This window comes from Streptomyces sp. DSM 120436 (genome assembly GCF_055778765.1).
Map to the genome: position 1 here is coordinate 653774 of NZ_JBSKBS010000002.1, position 22518 is coordinate 676291.

General features: G+C 71.2%; 19 protein-coding genes. 11 read left to right on the forward strand and 8 right to left on the reverse strand.

Annotation, left to right across the window (positions count from 1 at the left end):
- Positions 1 to 8: 8 nt before the first annotated feature.
- Both ACWH4W_RS24835 and ACWH4W_RS24840 read left to right on the forward strand, forming a co-directional pair.
- Entirely contained in the window at positions 9 to 1016 is a 1008-nt protein-coding gene (locus ACWH4W_RS24835; RefSeq protein WP_473078068.1) for a nucleotidyltransferase family protein, read from the forward strand.
- A 120-nt stretch (positions 1017 to 1136) separates the two neighbouring features.
- The gene (locus ACWH4W_RS24840) at positions 1137 to 2321 is read left to right on the forward strand and encodes a glycosyltransferase family 4 protein (RefSeq protein ID WP_473078069.1); all 1185 of its coding nucleotides are present in this window, start codon (positions 1137 to 1139) and stop codon (positions 2319 to 2321) included.
- A gap of 84 nt (positions 2322 to 2405) precedes the next feature.
- Here the strand turns inward: ACWH4W_RS24840 and ACWH4W_RS24845 are convergent, their stop codons facing one another.
- The 5 genes from ACWH4W_RS24845 to ACWH4W_RS24865 form a co-directional block, all read right to left on the reverse strand.
- Positions 2406 to 3134 (reverse strand): HAD family hydrolase, encoded by a 729-nt coding sequence (locus ACWH4W_RS24845; protein WP_473078070.1) that lies wholly within the window; start codon positions 3132 to 3134, stop codon positions 2406 to 2408.
- A complete protein-coding gene (locus ACWH4W_RS24850; RefSeq protein WP_473078071.1) occupies positions 3131 to 3751 on the reverse strand; it encodes a D-sedoheptulose-7-phosphate isomerase in 621 nt (206 codons plus the stop codon). Before ACWH4W_RS24850 ends, ACWH4W_RS24845 begins: the two co-directional genes overlap by 4 nt.
- Positions 3744 to 4445 (reverse strand): nucleotidyltransferase family protein, encoded by a 702-nt coding sequence (locus ACWH4W_RS24855; protein WP_473078072.1) that lies wholly within the window; start codon positions 4443 to 4445, stop codon positions 3744 to 3746. The genes ACWH4W_RS24850 and ACWH4W_RS24855 overlap by 8 nt, the downstream gene beginning before the upstream one ends.
- A gap of 58 nt (positions 4446 to 4503) precedes the next feature.
- Entirely contained in the window at positions 4504 to 5553 is a 1050-nt protein-coding gene (locus ACWH4W_RS24860) for an amidohydrolase family protein (RefSeq protein WP_473078073.1), read from the reverse strand.
- 467 nt (positions 5554 to 6020) lie between these two features.
- Entirely contained in the window at positions 6021 to 7322 is a 1302-nt protein-coding gene (locus ACWH4W_RS24865) for an MFS transporter (protein WP_473078074.1), read from the reverse strand.
- Positions 7323 to 7733: 411 nt separating this feature from the next.
- Here ACWH4W_RS24865 and ACWH4W_RS24870 point away from each other — a divergent pair, with 411 nt between their 5' ends.
- Positions 7734 to 8489 (forward strand): class I SAM-dependent methyltransferase, encoded by a 756-nt coding sequence (locus ACWH4W_RS24870; RefSeq protein ID WP_473078075.1) that lies wholly within the window; start codon positions 7734 to 7736, stop codon positions 8487 to 8489.
- A gap of 11 nt (positions 8490 to 8500) precedes the next feature.
- On the opposite strand, the gene ACWH4W_RS24875 is transcribed toward ACWH4W_RS24870, so the two are convergent.
- Genes ACWH4W_RS24875 through ACWH4W_RS24885 form a run of 3 tightly spaced genes read right to left on the reverse strand, consistent with a single transcriptional unit; the run spans position 8501 to position 11416 of the window.
- Complete coding sequence (locus ACWH4W_RS24875; protein WP_473078076.1) at positions 8501 to 9439, reverse strand: phosphotransferase family protein; 939 nt, start codon at positions 9437 to 9439, stop codon at positions 8501 to 8503.
- Between the two features lie 55 nt (positions 9440 to 9494).
- Positions 9495 to 10415, reverse strand: coding sequence for an aminotransferase class IV (locus ACWH4W_RS24880; protein ID WP_473078077.1), 921 nt, complete (start codon positions 10413 to 10415; stop codon positions 9495 to 9497).
- Positions 10412 to 11416, reverse strand: a complete 1005-nt coding sequence (locus ACWH4W_RS24885; protein WP_473078078.1) for a GHMP family kinase ATP-binding protein — start codon at positions 11414 to 11416, stop codon at positions 10412 to 10414. The genes ACWH4W_RS24880 and ACWH4W_RS24885 overlap by 4 nt, the downstream gene beginning before the upstream one ends.
- A 274-nt stretch (positions 11417 to 11690) precedes the next feature.
- Here ACWH4W_RS24885 and ACWH4W_RS24890 point away from each other — a divergent pair, with 274 nt between their 5' ends.
- The 8 genes from ACWH4W_RS24890 to ACWH4W_RS24925 all read left to right on the forward strand — a co-directional run bounded on the left by ACWH4W_RS24890 (position 11691) and on the right by ACWH4W_RS24925 (position 22262).
- Positions 11691 to 12233 carry an NUDIX hydrolase gene (locus tag ACWH4W_RS24890; protein WP_473078079.1) on the forward strand — a complete coding sequence of 181 codons (543 nt, stop codon included), beginning with the start codon at positions 11691 to 11693 and terminating at the stop codon, positions 12231 to 12233.
- Between the two features lie 318 nt (positions 12234 to 12551).
- Positions 12552 to 13601: an amidohydrolase family protein gene (locus tag ACWH4W_RS24895; RefSeq protein ID WP_473078073.1), complete on the forward strand. Its 1050-nt coding sequence runs from the start codon at positions 12552 to 12554 to the stop codon at positions 13599 to 13601.
- Between the two features lie 183 nt (positions 13602 to 13784).
- Positions 13785 to 14627, forward strand: a complete 843-nt coding sequence (locus ACWH4W_RS24900) for an inositol monophosphatase family protein (RefSeq protein WP_473078080.1) — start codon at positions 13785 to 13787, stop codon at positions 14625 to 14627.
- Complete coding sequence (locus ACWH4W_RS24905) at positions 14624 to 16138, forward strand: class I adenylate-forming enzyme family protein (RefSeq protein ID WP_473078081.1); 1515 nt, start codon at positions 14624 to 14626, stop codon at positions 16136 to 16138. The genes ACWH4W_RS24900 and ACWH4W_RS24905 overlap by 4 nt, the downstream gene beginning before the upstream one ends.
- A complete protein-coding gene (locus tag ACWH4W_RS24910; protein ID WP_473078082.1) occupies positions 16128 to 16643 on the forward strand; it encodes an acyl carrier protein in 516 nt (171 codons plus the stop codon). The genes ACWH4W_RS24905 and ACWH4W_RS24910 overlap by 11 nt, the downstream gene beginning before the upstream one ends.
- Positions 16644 to 16672: 29 nt before the next feature.
- On the forward strand, positions 16673 to 19054 hold the full coding sequence (locus ACWH4W_RS24915; protein WP_473078083.1) for an AMP-binding protein: 2382 nt from the start codon (positions 16673 to 16675) through the stop codon (positions 19052 to 19054).
- A gap of 139 nt (positions 19055 to 19193) precedes the next feature.
- Positions 19194 to 20519, forward strand: coding sequence for a condensation domain-containing protein (locus ACWH4W_RS24920; RefSeq protein WP_473078084.1), 1326 nt, complete (start codon positions 19194 to 19196; stop codon positions 20517 to 20519).
- Between the two features lie 228 nt (positions 20520 to 20747).
- Positions 20748 to 22262, forward strand: coding sequence for a pyridoxal phosphate-dependent decarboxylase family protein (locus tag ACWH4W_RS24925; protein WP_473078085.1), 1515 nt, complete (start codon positions 20748 to 20750; stop codon positions 22260 to 22262).
- Positions 22263 to 22518 lie beyond the last annotated feature (256 nt).

Consider the following 22518-nt stretch of genomic DNA (forward strand, 5'->3'; position numbering starts at 1 on the left):
TACGGGGTGTGATCCTCGCCGCCGGCCGTGGCACCCGGCTGGGCGGCATCACGGCCACTGTGCCGAAGCCGCTGGTACCGGTCCTGAACCGCCCCCTCATCGAATGGATCGCCGAGGACCTCGCAGCCGCCGGGATCACGGAGGCGGTGTGCAACCTGCATCACCTGGCGCCTGCCGTCGAAGCGTGGATGCAGGCCGCGCCGGTCCACGGGATCCGGCTCACATCCGTGACGGAGGAACGCCTGACCGGGCCGGCCGGTGGTCTGCTGGCGGTCCTCGAACAGCTCGCCGGGGCGGACCAGGCGGTCGTCGTCAGCGGTGACGCCTGCACCACCGTCGACTTCGGCGACGTGGTCGCGGAGCACCGGCGCCGCGGTGCGGTGATGTCCGTGGTGACCCAGGTCGTCGAGGACCCACGACCGTTCGGCCAGATCGACGTCGACGCCGACGGCTGGATCACCGGCATGGTGCGGGACCCCTCCCGCCGTCTGCCCTCCGGCATGATCAGCACCGGCATGTACGTCGTCTCGCCCGAGGCCCTCGAGGTGCTGTCCGACCTCCGCGGCACGGCTCCGGACCTGGACTTCGACCGGCACCTGGTGCCCGAGCTGCTGCGCCGCGGGATGCCGGTGGCGGCGATCGGGACGGCGGCGTACTGGAGCGACGTCGGTGTCCCCCGGGCTCTTCTGTCGTCCTCGCTCCACCTGCTCGGCACCGACCGGCTCCGCCGCAGCGCCCGTCCGTGCCGGGACCGGACGTCGAACCCCGACGCGGACGTCTGGTGCCGGGGCGGCCACCCCCCGGTGGAGGGAACAGTCACCGGACGCGTCCTGCTGGGCGAGGGGGTGACGGTGCCCGCCGGCAGCCGCGTCGAGGGCCCGGCCGTCCTGGGAGGGCGGACCGTCCTGGCGGAAGGAGCCCATGTGCGGCACAGCGTCACGATGCCGGAGACCCGGCTGCCGGCCGGACTGTTCGAGAACTCCGTGTTCTTCGGCCGGGCGGACAGCGGCGGTTGAGCGAACGGAGCGCGTCCTGCCGAGCCGCGCCCCCGGGCACCGCACCGCCGATCGCGGCTCGGCGGGGCGCGCCCGCCCGAAGGCCGCACACCCAGACCGAGACAGGACATGATGATCCCCATGCGCGTGGCACTCCTGACATCGAGCTTCGACCCGGTCATCGGCGGTGCCGAGACCTACGCACTGAACCTGGCCGAGGGACTGACCGCGGCCGGCCACCAGGTCATGGTGCTGACCGACACACCGCACGGCATGGAGCCGGGCGCGGCCGACCCCGAGCCCCGGCCCTACCGACTGGTCCGGCTGTGGCGCTACCGGGACCGGCTCTTCGACCGCCAGAAACTGCCCTGGGAGGAGATGGCGTTCTCGCTCGCCACCGAACTCGAAGCCCACCTGGACGCCTTCCGGCCGGACGTCCTGCTCTCGAACAGCCTGGACACCGCCCTCCAGGCAGCCATGATCCGGCGTTCGAGGCCCGGCCTCGCCTGGGCTGCCGCCTTCCACGAACACGCCCCGCAGGACGAACCGTTCGGCGACGGACGCATGGCCGTCGTCTACGGCGACCTGCGCCCCGACGCCGTACTCGCCGGCTCACGGTTCTACGCCGAACGGGCCCGCGCCCACGGACCGGCCGAGGCGGTCCATCTGATCCACCACGGAGTGCCGATGCCGGAGGTCGACGTGGACACGACCGCCGCCTGGCGGGCCCGGTACCGTCTGGGCGATCAGGACCTGATGATCGCCTGCGTCGGCCGCCTCAAGCCGCGCAAGGGCATGTCGGAACTCATCGAGGCGTTCGCGAGCCTCCGGCCCCGGGAACGACGGCTGCGGCTGGTCATCGCGGGAACGGTCAGTTCGGCGTCCCAGGCGTACGCCGATGGGCTGAAGTCCCTCGCCGACCGCCTCGGCTGCGCCGACCTGGTCGCTTTCGACGAAACCGTGGTCGCGACGGAGGTCCCCGCCCTCTTCTCGGCCGCCGACCTCGTGGCGCAGCCCAGCCACGAGGAGGGGCTGGGGCTGGCCGTGCTCGAGGGCATGGCGGCGCGCCGGCCGGTCGTGACCACGCGGGTCGCGGGCATCAACGAGATCGTGACCCGGCCGGACGTGGCCGTTCAGGTCGAGGCGCGTGACGCGAAGGCACTCGCTGCCGCCCTCGATCGGATGCTCACCGATCCCGCCGCCCGCGAGGAGTACGCGGAGGCGGGGTTCGCGCACGTCCGGGACAACTTCAGCCTCCCCGTGATGGTCAGCCGTACCGCGGAGGTACTCGCCTCCCTGCCGCGGTCGTCGACCGCCTGCCGGTGACCCCCCACGCACGATGCGGGGCGGGCCGGCCGCTGCGCGCGGCCGGTCCACCCCGCAGGCCCGGTACGGCGTCCGCGGCGGCCCTCACTCCGCCGCGGCTCCGGCCAGCGCTTCCTCCGCCAGTGTCACCAGCTCCGGGAGCTCGGTGATCCGACGCACTCCGGGGATGTGCCGGTACAGGTCGAACCGGTCGTACAGGACGATCTCGCCCATGCCCGCGGCCATGCCCCCGACGACGTCGTTGACCACGTGGTCGCCGACGTACCAGCAGTCGCCCGCGTCCAGCCGCAGCCGGTCGACCGCGATGCGGAAGATGCCGGGGTCCGGCTTCTCCACACCTGCCACGGTGGAGTCGACGACGACGTCGAAGTAGCCGCGCAGCGACCAGCGGTCCAGCTCCTCCAGCAGAGTGCCGTCCGAATTGGATACGACGGCGAGCACGACGCCGAGGTCCTGGAGAGCCTGGAGCGCGGGCGCGGCACCGGGGTCGAGCTCACGGTACAGATCACGCTCGGCAAGGCATGTGCGCAACGCCTCGAGGGTCGGCCCGGGGGGCAGTCCCAGCGCACCGGCGAAGGCGAACCCGGTCCGGCCGATCGCGTCGTGGCCCGAGGGCAGCCGCATGTGGGACGCGTCGCACGCCATCTGCAGAGCCGCTCCCGCGTCCGCCGCCGTCACGCCGGGCACGCCCCGGGCCGCGAGTTCCTCCGAGATGACGCTCCCGTCGGGATGGACGAGGGTCATCCCGACGTCGAAGAGGATCGCCCGCGGTGTGCGCGCGGGCGTCCCCGGGGGACGCGCTGCCGCGCTCACCGGACGAGCCTTTGCGCCGGGGTGGACACCCGGTGGGCGCGCACGTTGCGTATGGTCCTGGCGACCATGTGCATGAAGAGCGACTGGAGGTCCTCGGTCAACCCGTAGTCCCCGTGCACATCGAGCAGTACCGTGACGTCGCTCAGCTCGGACAGGGGACTGAGCTGGCCCACCAGGCTCAGCACCGCGACACCCCGCTCCCGCGCGGCCGACGCGGCGCGGAGCACGTTGGCGGACCTCCCGCTGACCGAGAGGCACACCAGCAGATCACCGGGGTGGCAACGCTCGATCAGCTGCTGCTCGAAGATCGCCTCGTAGCTGAAGTCGTTGGCGATCGCCGTGATGCGCGCCGTGTTCTCGGTCAGGGAGCAGACCTCCCGGGTGCGGTGGCCGGCGTTCCAGGCAGCGGCCTGCCAGTCGCAGGCCATGTGCTCGGCCACCGACGAACTGCCGCCGTTGCCGACGACGAAGACACCGCGCCCGCCGCGGATGCGCGACGCGACCATCTCGATGGCGGTGTCCAACTGCTCGGTGTCCAGCCGGTCGAGGGCGACGGACAGGTCGTCGACGTATCCACGGGCGCCCCGGACCGTGGTCCGGTCGGATTGGCTAGGCACGGGGCCTCACCCTCCGCCACTCCCGTTCCGCGACCGCGAGCCGGTCGGGCGTGCCGATGTCGAAGAACCGGCCGTCCACCACCTCGGCCTCGACGAGGCCCTGCCCGGCCAGGACGGGCCACAGCTCTTCGAGGTCGCATCGCCGGTCGGGCACGTGCTGGAGCACGTCACGCGTCAGCGCGTACAGTCCCGCGTCGACGTGCGTCGCGCCCGCGGCCGCGTGCTTGTCATAACCGGTGACACGGCCGTCCTCCACCACGACGTTCGGCACCACGTCCGGGACCTGTGCCGAGACGGCCATCCGCGCGACGGCCGGTGTGGTGGGAACGGGAAGCACAGGCCCCTCCAGCTCCGCGGGGGGAAGGGTGTCGGCGAGCCACACCACGAATTCCTCGGGCAGGTGGTCGCGGGCGGACCGGAGTGCTCCGGCGGTGCCGGCGCCACCGGGAACGTCGTCGAGCGACCAGGTGAAGTCCAGGCCCCGAGCAGCGAGGTGCTCCACGATGGGGCTGTACAGGTGGTCCAGGGCGAGGTGGAACCGCCCGAAGCCGAGGCGTGTCGCCTCCCTGACCAGGTGATCGAGCAACGGCGCACCCGCGACGGGCTGCAGCGCCTTCGGCGTATCCGCGGCGCGGCCCTGCAGGCGGGTCGCTCGCCCCCCGGCGAGGAAGACTACGAGGCGCTCAGAATGCATGGAAGGGACAGCCTCCACTCCGACCGATCGAGGTTTCCAGCTCGGCATTGCGCGGGTTTCAGCGGTGGGTGACGGTGTACTGGATGGCGGTTCGGGGGTTGTCCCAGAACATCTGGTCGATCTGCTGTTCGGAGAATCCCAGGGAGGCCATGTTCTTGCGCTGGCGGTCGGGGCCGCTCTGGCCGGCGGCGACCTTGCCGTCGTCACGGCGCCACAGCAGTGAGCCGTCGTCCGAGAGGGGCTCTCGGGCCATGGTGGGGATCTCGGTGTGGTCGGTCAGCACGATCATCCTGTCGCTGCCGAGGTAGTCGACGGTCTTGCGGACGATGTCGAGGTCGACGTGGTAGCCGTCGAAGTTGATGCAGGGGAAGAGCTTGCCGTCCTGCGCCGCGTGGATCATCTCCGCCGGTACGGGACCGAGCAGGTCGGCCAGCGTCTCGCGGCTCCAGGGCCGGTCGACGATCGCGGGCAGTTCCCCGGCGCGCAGGGCCAGCTCCTCGGCGGTGCGGTAGGCGTGCCGGAAGTTGCGCGGCATGTCGTTGTAGAGGTGGTCGGTGAGGATCAGGTAGGGCGAGGACTCGTAACGGGCGTGCAGGAAGTCGATGACGGCCCGCATCCGGCGTGCGCTGCGCTCGGGAGCGTCGCGGTGGAAGTGCCCCAGCGCCACCCGGCAGCCGTGGTCGTAGAAGTCGGTCAGCAGGCCGGCGAAGGTGAAGCCGGGCGCGATCTCCTCGTCCAGCTCCATCGCGTCGGGAGCCATCACGATGTAGCGCAGGCCGTGGGCGCCCAGCGCGGCCAGGCGCCGCCACTCCTGCGCCGTCGGCGTCCACACACCCGCCCGGGGGATGCCCCCCTCGGGGCCGAGCATCGGGCCCTCCACCGCGAAGCCGCGTATCCGGGTCCCGGGGACCTTCGCCCGGTAGCCGTCGTAGGCCCTCACCAGTTCCTCGAACGCCCCCAGCGCGGGCCGGCGCAGATACACCGTGGGCACGATCTCCAGTCCGCGCTCCTGCGACAGCCTTTCCAGCGCGGGGAGGTCGGCCTCGCTCATCTCGGAGAAGTCGATCTCACCCAGGCCGTGGAAATGGTAGAGGAAAGACTGCGACACGTGAGAGACCTCCCATGACCGTGACGATGCATCCGCCAGGACGGCCCACGAGAGCCCCCCGAGCGCGATCACAGTAACAAACACCCGGTCCGCCACCCAGGCACACACCCACGCCGGCAAGTACCCACCCGGACACCACAGTTACCCGCCCGGAACGTCTCCGCACACCACCCCCGCCACCACAGGCCCCACCCACCGACCACCACAGGGAGAACGGACTCGGTCCTGCCTCAGGTCCGTGCGGGGTTCGCGTCCGAGCGGCAGAGCCCGGGAGGACCTTCAGCACGGTGTGCTCGGCCGGGGCGCGGCCCCCCGCGGTGGATTCTCAAGGCCGATGGTCCGGTCGGGGACACGGACGGGCCCCACCCGGCCCTCGAGCGCGTCGGGCAACGGCTTCCCGACGCGGAAGCGGCACATCGTCAGCCTCCGGGCCGCCCACCAACCCGGTTCGGGGGGGCGGTTGCGCGCTAGTCCTTCAGCGGGTGGGCGGCCTCATCGGCCGGGAACTTCGCGACCAGCACAGCCAGCACCGCCGCCACCCCCGGAACGATCGCCGCGATCAGGAAGGTGGTACGCGTACCGATGGCTTCGGCCACGGGCCCGGCCAGCGCCATCGAAACCGGCATGAGGCTGATCGAGACGAACGAGTCGAGCGCGGCGAGCCGACCGAGCATGCGGGCGGGCACCCTGCGCTGCAGCAGCGTTCCCCAGATCACCGACGAGGCGGAGAACAGTGCGCTGAGCAGGAAAGCGCCTCCTGCCACCACGTACAGGTGACTGGCGTACCCGACGGCGATGAGGGGCAGGCAGCTGGCGCCCCACATCAGGGTCATCACGGTGAGATAGCGCCGCGGCATCCGTACGGATGCCATCACCAGCGAACCGACCGCCCCGCCCACGCCGTAGGAGGCCATCACCCAGGCGTGGTCGCCCGCGCCGCCCCCCAGGCGGTCCTTGATCAGGAACGGGATGAGGACCTCGACCGGCCCCGCCATCATCAAGATCATTACCGACGCGAAGAGCAGGGTGGCGAGCAGCCAGGGAGTGTGGAGCACATAGCTGTAGCCCTCCCGCATGTCGCTGATCGCGGAGCGGACCGGGTGCGCGTCGTCCGCCTCGTCGTGCTTGCGGCGCACCGGTGTGAGCGGAACCATCGCCAGGATCACCAGCCCCGCCAGGCTGGCCAGTGCCGCGATACCGACTGCTGCTCCCGGCGAGGACATGCCCACCACGACGCCGGCCACACCGGGGCCGACGGCCTGGCCGATCGTCGGCCGCACCATGCCCTCGAAACCGTTGACCGCCATCAGGTCCGACTCGGGGACGAGGGCCGGCAGCCAGGCGTTGTAGGCCGGATAGTAGAACGCCTGGGCCATGCCCGTGGCCAGAGCGACCGCGGCGAGGTGCCAGAGCCGGGTGGAGTCGCTGAGCGCGAGCACCGCGATGATGCCCATGCCGAGCAGTTCCACGCCGGCGACACACAGCAGGATCAGCTTCTGCGGCACCCGGTCGGCCACTACGCCCGCGAGCAATGCCGGAAGCAGGACCCCCACGGCAGCGGATGTCGACACCACCGAGAGCTGAGGCGGCCCGCCGCCGATGCGGACGACCTCCCACACCTGGGCCACCACCCACACCCCGGTGGCGAAAGTGGACAGGGCCAGCGCGACCGCCAGTCGGCGGTAACTGGCGAGCCTGAACGGGACCAGGGCACGCGGCAGCCGCTGACGCGGCGCCAGCTCGCTCTCCGCCGCCTGTTGCTCGGTCATCTCACCTCCGGTACGCCGGCCGTCCCGCCCGAGCCGACCCACTGCGAAACACATCATCACCGAACGCGTCGGCACACCGTGCCGAGCTCCCCGCCCGCCCCCCTCGACTGCCCCGGCGATCAGTGACGAAATCCGCCGGGTCCGGGGCCGCGCCCCAGGCCGGCCGCACCCTCCGGACGGACGTGGTCGCGGCGGCTTCGCACGGGCCAGGCCCCGGGACCCCCGCCGCCGCACGCACACGGCTTCGTCCCGGGCTCCGCCGGCACCCTCCTGCTGCGGTGGGGTCGGGGCCGCTCAGCATCGCACACACGGCCCACGGGCCCCTCGGGAGGCACTGGTAACGTCGCTCCCGCCGACGGACATCCACACGGGGGTCGTTCTCGCGCGGCCCCTTCCGAGAGTTGGAGGAACGTGCACGAGCAGCCGCAGCCCCATCCTGCGTTCGAGGCGGACTACGACCGGTTCTGGCGCCGCTACCGCTCCGAGAGTGCCGAGGTCCAGGAACTCGACACCATCGAGAACCTGGGGAACCTGACCCCCGGTATGCGTGTGCTCGACCTGGCGTGCGGTTTCGGGCGCATCGCGAACGGCCTCGCGGCGCGCGGCCACACGGTCGTGGGGATCGACTCCAGCAGACACCTGCTCGAGATCGCGCGCCAAGAGGGGCACCCGGCCACCACCTACCTGCTGGGCGACATGCGAAAGCCTCAGGCGGACGGGGAGTTCGACGTCGTCCTCGTGTGGTCGACGTCCCTGGGCTACTACGAGGAAGAGGACGACGAGGCAACCCTGTCCTCAGCTCTTCGCGCGCTGAAGCCGGGGGGCCGGCTGCTGGTGGAGAGCCGCCATTGGGACGCGTTCGGGCGCACCTTCGACGACTTCACCGAGAAGAGCCACGGCGACGACGTCCTGCGCGAGTGGCACAGCTACGACCCGCTTCTCGGGCGGCAGCTCACCGAGCAGGAGGTCGTCATCGAGGGCCGTTCCACCCGGCGCAGCTACCACGTCCGCCGTTACGGCATCCCCGAACTGCGGTCCCTGGTGCTCCGGTTGGGGTACGAACACGTGACCGCCCACGACGAGCGGGGGCGGCCGCTGACGCCGACGAGCGAGCGAGCCGTCCTACGGGCCCGACGACCGCTCGCCGGCGACGAGCCGCAGAACTGACCGGCGTCGATTCAGCCCAGGAGCGCGCGTACGACGTCGGGCCGGTTCAGGGCCGCGACACACCAGGCGAAGTGGCCGTCCTTGCCCTCGGCGTCGTACGCATTCGCGGTGATCAGTGAGTACGCCGCTCGGTAGACCAGGAGCGCCTCCCGCTCATAGCCCAGGCGCTCCTCGATCTGCGTGTAGAGACCGAGCTCGGTCTCCAGGGCGTGCTCCCCGTACATGTCGAAGATCGAGGCGGCCACCGAGGCGTCGAACACCGGATCGCCTTCGGTCGTGAGGAATCCCCAGTCGAGGACCGCCGTCGGAGCCCCGGCGTCGTCCACGAGGATGTTGCCCAGGATCATGTCGCCGTGGATGACGGACCGCCGTCCGCTGTCGATCTCGCGCAGCCGCCCCTGCAAGGCGTGGAACTTCTTGTCGAGGTCCGCGACAGCCGGCTCGAGCACGGCCCTGAACCGGTCGACGCGACGCTCGGCCAGTGCGTGGAGGGCCTGGGGGAAATCATCGGCCGCGTCGTAGAGCGAGACCTGCTCGTCCATGACCGACAGGGCTCGGCCCTCGGGCAGCGGCCCGCTCCCGGCCAGCTGGGACAGCACGTCGACGAACGCCGACCTGGCCTCCGCGTGGGTGATACGGCCGGCTTCCAGGAGGTCGGACATGCTGGTACCGGCGAGCCGCTGCTCGATCGTGACGCAGCGGTCCTCGACGACGTGAACCTCGTGGATCCGCGGGACCGCGAACTCGAAGGCGCTGCCGGCCAGCGCGTCGTAGAACACCTGTGTCCGCTGCAGGGCCGCCTCCGACTCGTTGAACCAGACCTTGGCGACCCGGTCCTGGTCGATCTCGTAGACGAGTCCTTCCATCCCCTGACCGAGCAGCCGGGGGTCCGCCCCGCCCGTCCAGCGGTGCAGGAGACGGGTCGCTTCGTCGTGGGTCGGGAGGTGCATCACGCCACCTTCTCTAGGAGGTTGTCGGGTTGGTCCCTGTCCAGCACGGGTGCGCTCACCACGCTACGCGAGTCTGAAGAGGGGAGCGGGCGGAGTCCGTCGCGGTACAGATCGAGCGGTACCTGTCGAACAGTCTGCGGGCCAGGCCCTCCGTCCCGTTGCCGAGTTCGACGCCGTCGAAACTGGCCACCTCGACGACCTCGTCGAGGGTGCCGCACAGGAACACCTCCTGAGCCTCGTGCAACTCCTCGGGGCGGAGGGACCGCTGCGTCACCTTGACGCCGAACTCGTCCTCGAGGAGGCGGGTCAGCACGGCGCGGGTGATGCTGTCGAGCGCGCCGTCCTCGGGTGGCGGGCTGACCACTCCGTCGGGAAAGACGGCCATGACCGCCGCTCCGGCGGTCTCCGCCACCGTGCCCCGCGCGTTCAGCAGCAGGGGCTCGTCGCCCCCGGCCCGTACCGCGGCCATACGAGCGAGCCGGAAGGCGGAATACACGGCGCCGCTCTTGGCCTGGGACGGGAAGGCCGGGTCGTCGACCCGCGTCCACGGCGTGCTGACCAGGCGCACACTCCGCAGAGGGCCGCGCTCCCGGGTGTACGACGTGATGTACGCGCCCATCCGCATGCGGCTCGGGTCGCTCGTGTAGGCACCGCTGTCGAGGTAGAGCGTCGGGCGTATGTAGAGGTCGAGCTCGCTCGGCTCGGCCCGGATCAGGTCCAGGACTCCCTGCCGCAGGTCCTCCAGCGAGTGGGGCAGGGGAAGATGCAGCAGCGCGGCGGAGCGGGACAGCCGCTGGAGGTGTTCGTCCAGCGCGATCACGGCGTGCTCGGACCGGCCCTCCACCTTGTACGCCATGACGCCCTCGAACACGTTGACGCCGCGCATCGCGGTCTCGGTGGTGACGTGGACCTGGGCGTCCTGCCAGTCGCCCACTGCACCGTTCCACCAGATCTTGGTCGGCTTCTCCAAGCTCATGACAGCTCCTTCTCTCCAGCCGGGGATGCTCCACGCTGCCGGGGGGTGACGACGGGGGCGACGCGTCGACCGCCGGTCCTGCCGGGAGCCGGCTCACGGGAGCCCGTACGGTCGACCCGCGCGCCCTGCGCGGACAGGCGGAACGGCAGTTCGGGGGCGTGCGCCCGGGCCATCGCCGCCCGCACGGCGCGGAGCGCACGGTCGGGGACACTGACCAGCACGTAGCCACCGCCGCCCGCTCCGACCAGTTTCCCGCCGTGAGCCCCGGCAGACAGGCAGACGGCCAGCAGCTCCTCGGCGCGAGGGGTGGAGACACCGCGGCCCAGGCCCGTCTTGAGATTCCAGTTCTCGGTCAGGAGGGGGCCGAACCGGTCGACGTCCCCCTCCTCGACGGCTCGGCGGAACGGGGCCACGAGGGCCCGGATGGCGTGGAGTTGTTCGGTGCGGCGGCCGGGTCCGCCGGTGCCGCCCTCCGGTGTCCGACGCTCGGCGTCCCGCTTGGCCGCTGCCGCGATCCGCGAAGCGTCACGGCTGTCGCCCGTGTCGAAGAGGAGCAGGTTCCTGTCGATCCACGAGGCCGAGCGCGGGTGCGGTGCCAGAGGGGAGACCCGGACCGCGCCGTCGGTGCCGACAGCGAGTGCCCCGATCCCTCCGTGGGCGGACGCGAAGGAATCCTGTGGCCCCACCATGCGGCCGGCCTGACGGTGCTCCCAGTGATATGCCGTTCGGGCCAGCTCGTCGGCGCTGCCGCCAGGGCGGAGCAGGCCTGCCAACGCGACGAGGAAGGCGCCCGACGAACCGAGTCCCGCCCCCGCCCGGGCATCGGCGGTACTCGTCACCGTCCAGGTCCGGTGCGCCCAGTCGGGGTGCGTCCCCAGGACCGACGTGACCAGTTCGTTGAGCACGGGGTCGCCGGGCAGGTCCCCCGTCCGGTCGGACCACCTCATCTCCGACCGCTCGGAGGCGGACAGGCGGACACGCACGGAGGCGTCGATGGCCATCGCGATCACGTCTCCCCCGAACTCGGCGGAGTAGTCGGGGAGATCGGTACCGCCACCCGCAAGGGAAACTCTCAGTGGTGCCCGACAGCTGACGCCGTCCTCGCCGCCGGTCCGATGTGCGTGCCGTGTCATTCTCTCGCTTGCCTCCCGGGTACCAGCAACGTCCCGGAAACTAACATCCACCCACCGTCATACGCCTGTTGGGGCTGTCGGCCGGCGTGCGACGATGGCGCCGATCGATCACGAACACGTGCGAGCAACCGCGGAAGGTCCCATGGATGCACCTCGCTCCCCCGAGTCCCGCTGGATCGGCGAGCGCCGGCTCCATCGGTTGTCGCCGTGGTTCCGTGTCGTCGAGGCGGTGCTGCACGAGGGGACGGAGACCTCCACCTGGCACTTCCAGGACCATCCGGGGGCGGCTGTCGCCGTGCCGGTGACCGCCGCGGGCACCGTCCTGGTCTCCTCGGAGTACCGCGTCGCCCTGGACCAGGTCGTCCTCGAGGTGCCCGGCGGCAGGATCGATCCCGGTGAGACGGCCGAACAGACAGCGCTGCGGGAGATGTTCGAGGAGATCGGAGCAACCAGCGAGCGAGCGGTCCACCTCGGCCGGTTCCACAACAGTCCCGGTAGCTCGAACGAGGTGACGCACGCCTACGCCGCGCTCGGGGCCAAGGTGGTCACTCCGCGTGCGGGCACCGTGGAGACCACGGTGGAAGCCCTGGTGGCGCAGGCGTCGCTCGGAGGGTACGCCGACGCCTCGACGCTCACCGCGGTCCTGCTGGCTCAGGCCGCAGGCCTCGTCGGCCCAGCACGATGACCGGCGGTGCGGATCGTCCGGACCCGGTTCGGCCTCCGGCGCACGGATCCAAGCAGTGTGCTCGGCCGCTGTCCTGAAACCGCATCGATCGCCTCTCCCTGTGGTGGTCGGTGGGTGGGGCCTGTGGTGGCGGGGGTGGTGGCGGGGGTGGTGTGCGGAGACGTTCCGGGCGGGTAACTGTGGTGTCCGGGTGGGTACTTGCCGGCGTGGGTGTGTGCCTGGGTGGCGGACCGGGTGTTTGTTACTGTGATCGCGCTCGGGGGGCTCTCGTGGGCCGTCCTGGCGGATGCATCGTCACGGTCATGGGAGGTCTCTCACGTGTCGCAGTCTTTCCTCTACCATTTCCACGGCCTGGGTGAGATCGACTTCTCCGAGATGAGCGAGGCCGACCTCCCCGCGCTGGAAAGGCTGTCGCAGGAGCGCGGACTGGAGATCGTGCCCACGGTGTATCTGCGCCGGCCCGCGCTGGGGGCGTTCGAGGAACTGGTGAGGGCCTACGACGGCTACCGGGCGAAGGTCCCCGGGACCCGGATACGCGGCTTCGCGGTGGAGGGCCCGATGCTCGGCCCCGAGGGGGGCATCCCCCGGGCGGGTGTGTGGACGCCGACGGCGCAGGAGTGGCGGCGCCTGGCCGCGCTGGGCGCCCACGGCCTGCGCTACATCGTGATGGCTCCCGACGCGATGGAGCTGGACGAGGAGATCGCGCCCGGCTTCACCTTCGCCGGCCTGCTGACCGACTTCTACGACCACGGCTGCCGGGTGGCGCTGGGGCACTTCCACCGCGACGCTCCCGAGCGCAGCGCACGCCGGATGCGGGCCGTCATCGACTTCCTGCACGCCCGTTACGAGTCCTCGCCCTACCTGATCCTCACCGACCACCTCTACAACGACATGCCGCGCAACTTCCGGCACGCCTACCGCACCGCCGAGGAGCTGGCCCTGCGCGCCGGGGAACTGCCCGCGATCGTCGACCGGCCCTGGAGCCGCGAGACGCTGGCCGACCTGCTCGGTCCCGTACCGGCGGAGATGATCCACGCGGCGCAGGACGGCAAGCTCTTCCCCTGCATCAACTTCGACGGCTACCACGTCGACCTCGACATCGTCCGCAAGACCGTCGACTACCTCGGCAGCGACAGGATGATCGTGCTGACCGACCACACCGAGATCCCCACCATGGCCCGAGAGCCCCTCTCGGACGACGGCTCACTGCTGTGGCGCCGTGACGACGGCAAGGTCGCCGCCGGCCAGAGCGGCCCCGACCGCCAGCGCAAGAACATGGCCTCCCTGGGATTCTCCGAACAGCAGATCGACCAGATGTTCTGGGACAACCCCCGAACCGCCATCCAGTACACCGTCACCCACCGCTGAAACCGAGCGGCCGGAGACCGGTGTCCGCCGGAAGTGACCGGCGGGGCATGCCCGCGTCCGTGGACGTCGTGAGTGCGTGCGGCAGCGCGCGCTCCCCCTGCCGCCCGGCCCGTGCCGGGCGACGCATGGCCCTTCACGACGCGGCATCCGCGGGAGACCGTCCGGCAGGAGCAGGAGGGACAGATGTCGCCGATCGACACCGAGCTGGAACGCGCCCTCGAGGCGGCTCAGCGTGCCATGGACTCGACCGACGCGATCCTCAGGAGGTTCGACCAGGAGCCGCGCGACGTGTCGGTGAAGACCGACGGCTCGCTGCTCACTCGCGCGGATCTCGCCGTCGAGGACGCGGTGCGCGCTGCACTCTCCCCGCACTCCCCGGGCGCCGAGGTCTTCGGGGAGGAGCGCTCCGGTCCGGAGGGAGTGCGCGCCCTGCTCGCCGGTGAGGTCGACGGATGGCTCGTGGACCCCATCGACCACACACGTCACTTCGCCCGGTCGGACCCGGAGTTCGGCACGCTCCTGGCCTACGTCCGCGACGGCGAGCCCGTCGTCGGCGTCATCTCGGCGCCGCTCCTGGGCATCCGCGCCTGGGCTCTGCGGGGAGGCGGCGCCTTCGTCAACGGCGAGGCCGTACGCGTCAGCGACCGGCGTGACCTCGCGTGGGCCGAAGTCGCTTTCGCGGGGTTCGCGGAATGGACCTCCGGGGCACCTCACCGCAACCTGGGCGCCGTACTGGCCCGCTCGTCGTACCCGCACGGCACCCGGGGCGGCTTCCTGCAGCACCTTCGGGTCGCCAACGGCAGTGTGGACGTGGCCATCGAGCCGTGGGGCGAGGCCTGGGACCTGCTCCCGGGTGCGTTGATCGTGGCCGAGGCCGGCGGACGGGCCACGGCTCTGGACGGCGGCCCGGTGGGGGCGGCCTCTGACGGCGGCTTCGTCGTCAGCAACGGACCGTTGCACTCCGAGGTGCTGGAACTGCTGCGTGCCGGGGCGTCGGGGGCCGACGGAGAGAAGCTCCCCGCATGAACGAGTGGTCGAGCGGTGGTGCGGTGCGCCCGGCCGCGCGAGGCGGCCGGGGCGGGGAGCGGCGCGTGTCCGCCGGGCCGTCCCCGTCCGGGGCCGACCGTGCCGGTGAGTTCTCGCTGCGGCGCACCTGGGACGGGGCCGGCGCGTCGGCGACCGCCCTGGTGCACCTGCGGTCAGGGGCGCGAGTGACCTTCGGCGACCTGGAGGCGAGGGTGTCGTCGGTGACGAAGGAGATGCGCGCGCACGTCGACTCGCACGGCCTCGTACAGCCGGTCGTCCTCCACGAGACCCACGACGAGATCGCCACGCTGGTCACCCTCCTGGCCGCCGCACGAGCCGGACTGGGCATCTGCCTGGTGCGCGCCGGCACCTGGGCGGCGACCTCGGAGCGGCTGTGCTCGCAGCTCGTCGCCGCCGGGTTCGACGGGGTCCTCCACGAGGGCGCGCTCGCCGCGCGGAGCGACCGCGCGCCGGAAGGCGGTCCGGCCGCATGGTGTGCGCTCCTCCACAGCGGCGGAACGACGGGCCGTCCGAAGCTGATCCGCCTGGACCTGTCCCCGGCCGCGCTCTCCGGCATGCAACGGCTGTACCGGCAGGCCGGCTGGCGCCCGGGCTCGAACCAGCTCGGCCTGCTGCCGCTGCACCACGCGGCCGGTCTGATCCCCGCACTGACCGGCCTGCTCGACGGCGGCCGGCTGACGCTGACGGGCAGGAGCTTCGACCCCGACGAGGTCCTGGACGTCATCGGCTCGGAGTCCGTGGAGTGGTTCTGCACCACGCCCACGCATCTTCGCCTGCTGGCACTGGCCGACGGCTTCGCCGCTGCGGATCTGGGCACGCTCCGCGGTGTGCTGCACACCGCGGCGGCATGCGACCACGGGACCAAGCGGCGATGGATCGAACGCATCGGGGAAGCCCGCGTGCACGAGTTCTATTCGTCCACCGAACAGGTCGGGCTCACGTTCTGCTCAGGACAGGAGTGGACACAGCGACCGGGAACCGTCGGGAAGGGATATCTCACCCGCGTCAGTGTGCGGGACGCCGACGGGCGACCGGTCCCGGCGGGGACCGTGGGCGAGGTGTACATGCGCAGCCTGTCCCACGCGCGCCACACGGCGCCCGGCGTCAGGCGGACGAGCGACGGGTACCGCTCCGTCGGCGACCGCGGCTACCTCGATGCCGCCGGGTACCTGTTCCTCGTCGGCAGGGACGGCGACATGTTCACCGTGGGCGGCGAGAACGTGTACCCCGCCGAACTGGAGAGCACGATCCTCGAAGTGCCCGGTGTCCGGGACGTGATGGTGCGGGCACGACCGCACGGGGTGCTCGGCAGCATCGCCGAGGCCCTCGTCATCGCGGACGACCCCACGAAGGCGACGGCCTCCGCGATCAAGGCGCACTGCAGGAGGACCCTGCCACCGGCGTCCCGGCCTCATGTGCTCTCGTTCGTCGATGCCCTCCCGCGTACCGAAGTCGGCAAGTTGAAGAGATGGGGTACCGATGACCACTGAATCAGCACCGTCCACCGACCTGGCCCGGTTCGTCGGCTCGCTTCCCGACGTCGCGGACTCCGCCGTGACGTTCTCGCACGACCGGTGGATCGTGGTGATCCGCTCGGGCGGAACGGTCAGCGCCGTCGAGTACCGGAACCTGATCTGGGAGCACCTCGGCACGGACGCGAGCGCTCCCGTGGTGGTCATGGGGGATCCGGCGGCCGTCGACGAGGTGACGATGCGGGTCGTCGAGCAGACCGCGGCCGAGCACCGGTCGGTCTACACCGCCCCGCGCGACGAGGTCGAGGAGTACGTCTGCGGTGTGGTCGCCGAGGCCGCCCAGAGCGTCCGCGTGGGCGTCGACGACGACTTCTTCGACCTCGGTGCCGACTCGCTGGCCCTGATCGAGGTGTCGACAGCGGTCTTCGAGAGGTACGGTCTGCAGCTCGGCATACAGGAGGTGTTCGAAGCCGGTACCCCGGCGCAGGTCGCCCGCCTGATCAAAGCCCGGACGGCCGGCTGATGTGGCTGCTGGGAGGGGACCGGGACTCCGTGGCGGTCGTCGCTGACGGCGAGGCGATCACCTACGGGGAACTCGAGCGCCTGGTGGAGGAGTTCACCCAATGGCACCTCGGGCAGGAGGGCGCTCGCGTCGTCATCGCGGCCGAGCAGAGTCTGCGTACGGTGGTGGCGTACCTCGCCTCGTTCGCGACACCGACCACGGTCATCCTGGTGGATCCGCTGAGCGGCCCGGAGTCGATGGCCCGGACCGTCGACTCCTACGAGCCGCACCTCGTGGTCGGCGCTCCGTCGCTCGGTCACGCCCTCTACCGCGAGACCGAGCCCGGTCACTGGGTCCGCCGGGAGGCCGGGGCGGCCGGTACGACCTCCACCAAGCTCGTCCTGCTCACCTCGGGCTCCATGGGTGTGCCCAAAGGCGTTGCGCTGGGCGAGCCCGGTCTGCGGGCCAACGCGCTCGGGATCATCGACCGGCTGGAGCTGGACGCCCGGAGCCGCTCCGTCACCAGCCTCCCCCTGCACTACGCGTTCGGCCTGTCGGTGCTGCACTCCCATCTGGCGGCCGGCGGCAGTCTGGTGGTGACGAAGGAACGCCCCACGTCCCGGAAGTTCTGGAACGTCCTGTCCACCGGCGGCGTCACCCACCTCGCCGGGGTCTCCTTCATGTACGAGCTGCTGCAGGATCGGTTCGCCCGGCACTGGCCGGAGACACTGCGGCAGTTGTCGCACTCCGGTGGGCGGCTCGCACCCGAGGTGACGCGCCGCTACCTGGACCTGGCGCAGAGACACGAAGCGCAGTTCTTCCTCATGTACGGACAGACCGAACTCATGACGCGGGTGTCCGCCTTCGACCTCACCCGCAGACCGGACAAGACGGGCTCCGTGGGCCTGCCGCTCGCGGGGATCGAGGTGGCCTGCGACAGGGGGGAACTCGTCGTCAAGAGTCCCAGCGTGATGCAGGGCTACGTCGACTCGGCCGAGGCGATCAACCGCCTCGGCCGGGGCCGGACCTGCCAGGAGTTCCACCGGACGGGTGACCTCGCGACGATCGACGACGAGGGCTTCATCTGGATCACGGGGCGTACGAGCCGGACGGTCAAGCAGTTCGGGAAGCGGATCAGCCTCGACGAGATCGAGACGTACCTCCGGCACGAAGGAGACGTAGCCGTCATCGGCTCGGACTCGGAGATCGTCATCTGCGTGGCCGGACACCGGGGCGACGTGAACGAGACTGGTCACACGGACTGCGCGGGCGGCCGGGCTGCCCGCGTCGTCGGTGTCGGCGAAGACGGTCCCGGACATCCCCCGGACGAGCCGGGGAAAGGTGGACTACCCCGCCCTGGAATCGCTCGTCGGGGGCCGGCACCGGACGGCGGGGCAAACGGCCCGCGACGAGCGAAAGGAACCGGCGTGAAACTCATCGACGGCGAGCGTCTTCCCGCCACGGTCTCGGAGCGCGTCATCGTCCGGTACCGGGGCGAGACCGTGCACGACGAGCACGTGGGGACGGAGGACGCGACGTTCTCACTGCTGTGCGTCAGCAAGCCGGTCTTCGCGCTCGCCGCGCTGAACTTCCTGCTCGACCGGACCGACGTGACGCTCGACAGTCCGGTGAGGCCTTTTCTGCCGGACGCCTTCGGGCCGCGGTTCGACCCGATCCGGATCCGGGACCTGCTGACCCACTCCAGCGGCATCACCCGGGACGCCACGCCCGGGCGCTGGTCCGAGGAACGTTTCCGGCGGTGGATCGCCGGCTCTCCCGTGGACCCGGCGCACGCGCCGGTCTACACCGTGACGACGGGCTGGTACGTGCTCTCGCTCGTTCTGGAACGAGCGTCGGGCATGGACAGGACCGCGTTCGCACGGCGCTTCGGCTTCGAACCGTTCGGCGCCGGACTGGGATACGGACCGCCGGCGCCCGGTGAGGCCCCTCCGCTGCCGATCGTGAACAGCGAGACGGGCGACCGTGAGCCCGATCTGTGGTGGGCCGACGTACCGGAGATCATGGCGTGCGCGTGGCCCGGCTCCGGCTTCCGCGGCAAGGCGGAGGACCTGATGCGCATCTTCGGGGTCCTCGCGACCGGTGCGGAGCGCGACGCGCTGCCGGACCCGCTGGCCCGCGCCGTTCCGTACCTGGAGCAGCCGGTCGGCAAGGGCCTGTCGACCGACGGTGAGGGCAAGCACGCCTTCGACTTCTCGCACGGCGCGCTCACGGGGTGGCGGTGGACGGGTCAGCAGCCGGGCCGGGAGGCCTTCGGATCCGACTCCGGAACCGGCTCGTTCGCTCTCGCGGACACCCGCCGCGAGCTCGCGGTGGTGTACGTGAGCAACCTGGTGAGGGAACCCGTGCAGAGTCTCCTGCGCCGTCGCCGGTTGATGAAACGCGTCTACGACCATCTCGAGAGCGGGCATTGAGCACCGGTCTCCGTGCCGCGCCCAGTGCCGCACGCGAAGCCGGGCGCACCGGGCGGCCCACCGACACAGCGATCCAGAACACGAGGCGGGAAACCAGGTGGACAGCGAGCGAATGAGCCTTACGTGGGGACAGGCCGCCATGGTCGAGATGTTTCACCACCGCGGGCTGGACCCCGTTCATTGGCCTCTGAGCATCGTCTTCGACGAGCAGGAGGCCCGCACGGACAAGGAGGGCGTCCTGGCGGCGCTCCAGGGGCTGGCCCACCGGCACGATGTCCTGACCTCGGTCTTCGAGGATGTGGGGGACGCGTTCGACCACGCCGACCCGGACACGTTCCCGCGGCAGGTCGTGCACCGGGGATCCGACGTACGTCCGCTGACGATCGAGGTGGACTCGGTCGACGCCCCGCTGACCGGTGAGGGCGTACTGGGGCTCGCACAGAGCGAGTTCGTGCGCCGCGGTCGCGCCTTCATGCCGCTCCTGATCAACCGAGGGGGCAGGTGGACGGGAGGGGCCGTCGTCTCCCACCTGGCGGTGGACGGCAACGGGCTGGAACTGCTCCACGACGAGTACCGCGAGCTGCTCGCCGGCGGCACCCCGCGCCTGAGGGCGGCCCGGATCGCCGAGGTGCTCGAGGCCGAGCGTTCGGCCGAGTTCGCCCGGGCGGAGAAGGAGAACCTGGCCACCGTGCGGCGGATGCTCGGTGAGGCCGCCAGCACCAACCTCAGGAAGGACCCGACCGAGGCCGCGACGTTCGGTGTCGTGGAGTCGGCGGAGCACGCTCGCTCGCTGGCACGGCTCAGTTCCGCGCTTCGTGTGAGCAAGCCCGGCATCTCGCTCGTCGTCTACGCGATCCTCCTGAGCGTCGACCTCTCGACACGCCGGGTCGTGGTCCGGTCCCAGCACCGCCGGCCGTCGCCCGTACCCGATTCGGTCTGCGCCGTGGCGAATTCGCCCTTCGCCTTCAGCTCCGTGACGATCGACCCCGACCTGACCTTCAGGGAGCTGGTGTCGCGGGAGTACGCGGGGATCGTCGAGGGCTACCGCGCCTCCCTCTTCTCACCCTACGGGTACGAGCAGGTCAAGCGCATGGTCGCGCTGGAGCGCGGGATCGAGGAGATCAACGGCCTGCCGGAGTTCAACTACCTGCTGAAAGGCGGTTCGCCCCGGGCCAGGGCCGGTGCCGTCGCGGCGAGCAGGGTGGAACGGTCCTGGTACGAAGTGGTCGATGGGATCCAGCCCAACTCCCGCGGCAACCTGAGCATCTTCGAGGAGACGGACCACGACGTGCTGCAGCTCTTCGGCACCGCGTGGCGGGAGGCGAGCGACTCGTTCGAGGTGGTCCGCACGTTCAACCGGTTCTGCGCGGTGGCTGCCACGGACGTCGATCAGCGGGTGGGCGACATCCTCGACCGCGCGCGGCGCGCCTACCGTGCTCACCCGGTCTCGCCGTCCTTCCTCTGACCCGTGCTGAGGTTCCGACGGGGCGCCGGGCGACGCCGCCCGCGGCCGCCTCGCTCCCGGCCCGTGTCCGCGCCGGCCCGCTGAGCTCCGGCTCGGCGGGCTTTTGCGTCGATCGGTCACCGTGCCCCCGGCCGCCGCTCCCGACGTCGCTCGCCACGGTCGATCCGATCGACGCAGAGCGGTGCCCCCCTCTGCCCGACCTCATTCGCCCTCTAGGGAGGAGCCTCCATGCACAGCAGGTCCCACCTGCTCAACGGCGCGACGGCGGAGCGCTACCACCGCGACGTCAACCTCGCCACCGCCCGCATCGCCCGCAAACTCGCCTCCACCGACCGCCCGTTCACCGGAGCGACCCCGCAGGAGCTGGCACGGGTGGTGGACGGCGTGGACCTGGACACACCGCTCGGCGACACCGCGGCGGCCCTGGACGAGCTCGAACGCGTCTATCTGCGCGACGCGGTCTGGTTCCACCACCCGCGCTACCTGGCACACCTCAACTGCCCCCTGGTGCTTCCGGCCGTGGTCGCCGAGGCGGTCATAGCCGCGGTCAACTCCTCCATGGACACCTGGGACCAGTCCGCCGGCGCCACCCTGATGGAACGGCGGCTCGTCGACTGGACCGCCACGCGGGTCGGGCTCGGGACGGCGGCCGACGGTGTCTTCACCTCCGGCGGCACCCAGTCCAACCTCCACGCGATGCTGCTCGCCCGGGAAGAGGCGCTGCGGCTGGCCGCGAAGAGGGCCCGGACGTCGGGCGCCGCCGCCCCCGCAGCCACCCGGGCGGAGCTGCTGCCCACCTTGCGCGTCCTCACCTCGGAGATCAGCCACTTCTCCATCGAGAAGTCCGCACGCCTCCTCGGCCTCGCCCCCGACGCCGTCGTCCCCGTGCCGGTGGACGTCGCCACCCGCCGGATGCGCCCGGACGTCCTCGCCCACGAACTGGAGCGCCGTGCTCGTTCCGGGGAGACGGTGATGGCGGTGGTCGCGACGGCGGGAACCACCGACTTCGGCAGCATCGATCCGCTTCCGCAGATCGCCGATCTGTGCGAGAAGTACGGCACGTGGCTGCACGTGGACGCGGCCTACGGCTGCGGCCTGCTGGTTTCCCCCACCCGCCGCCACCTGCTGGCCGGCGTCGAGCGGGCCGACTCGGTGACCGTCGACTACCACAAGTCCTTCTTCCAGCCGGTCTCCGCCTCGGCCGTCCTGGTGCGCGATCGCACCGTGCTCGGCCACGCCACTTACCACGCCGACTACCTCAACCCCGCGTGGATGGCCGAGAACGCCGTCCCCAACCAGGTGGACAAGTCCCTGCAGACCACCCGCCGCTTCGACGCGCTGAAGCTGTGGATGACGTTGCGGATCATGGGGCCCGACGCGGTCGGAGAGCTCTTCGACGAGGTCGTCGACCGCGCCGCGCAGGCCTGGGAACTGATCGAGGGCGACCCCCGGTTCGAAGCCGCCGTACGCCCTCAGCTGTCCACCCTGGTCTTCCGCTACCGCCCCGCCCCCGGCACGGCGGCGGCCCGCGTGGACGCGGCCAACCTCCACGCCCGCGAGATGCTCGCGGCCACCGGTGACGCGGTGATCGCCTCCACCGTGGTGCAGGGGCGGCACTGGCTCAAGTTCACGCTGCTCAACCCACTGACCTCGCTGGCGGACATCTCCGCCACCCTCGACCTGATCGCCGAGCACGCCGAGCGGCACCTGGCCGTACCCGGCTCCACGGTCGTGCGCACGTGAATCCCGCCCGACGCCGTGCGGGCGCCTCAGTCCCGGGGCGGCCGCACGGCCGCCCGGGCAAGTCCCGGCAGGGACTTCCCACCCCGGGTCGAGGCCGATCCGCGGCGACCTGGACGGGACACGGACGGGACGGGGACGAGCCACAGGGCCCGTGCCCGGAACCCGATGCGCGGGGAGGGAGCGAGAGGACCACGTCGCGGGGGGCGACGCGGCGGGCGCCCTCGTGCCGGGCGTCCCCGCCCCCGGGGTCCCCGCC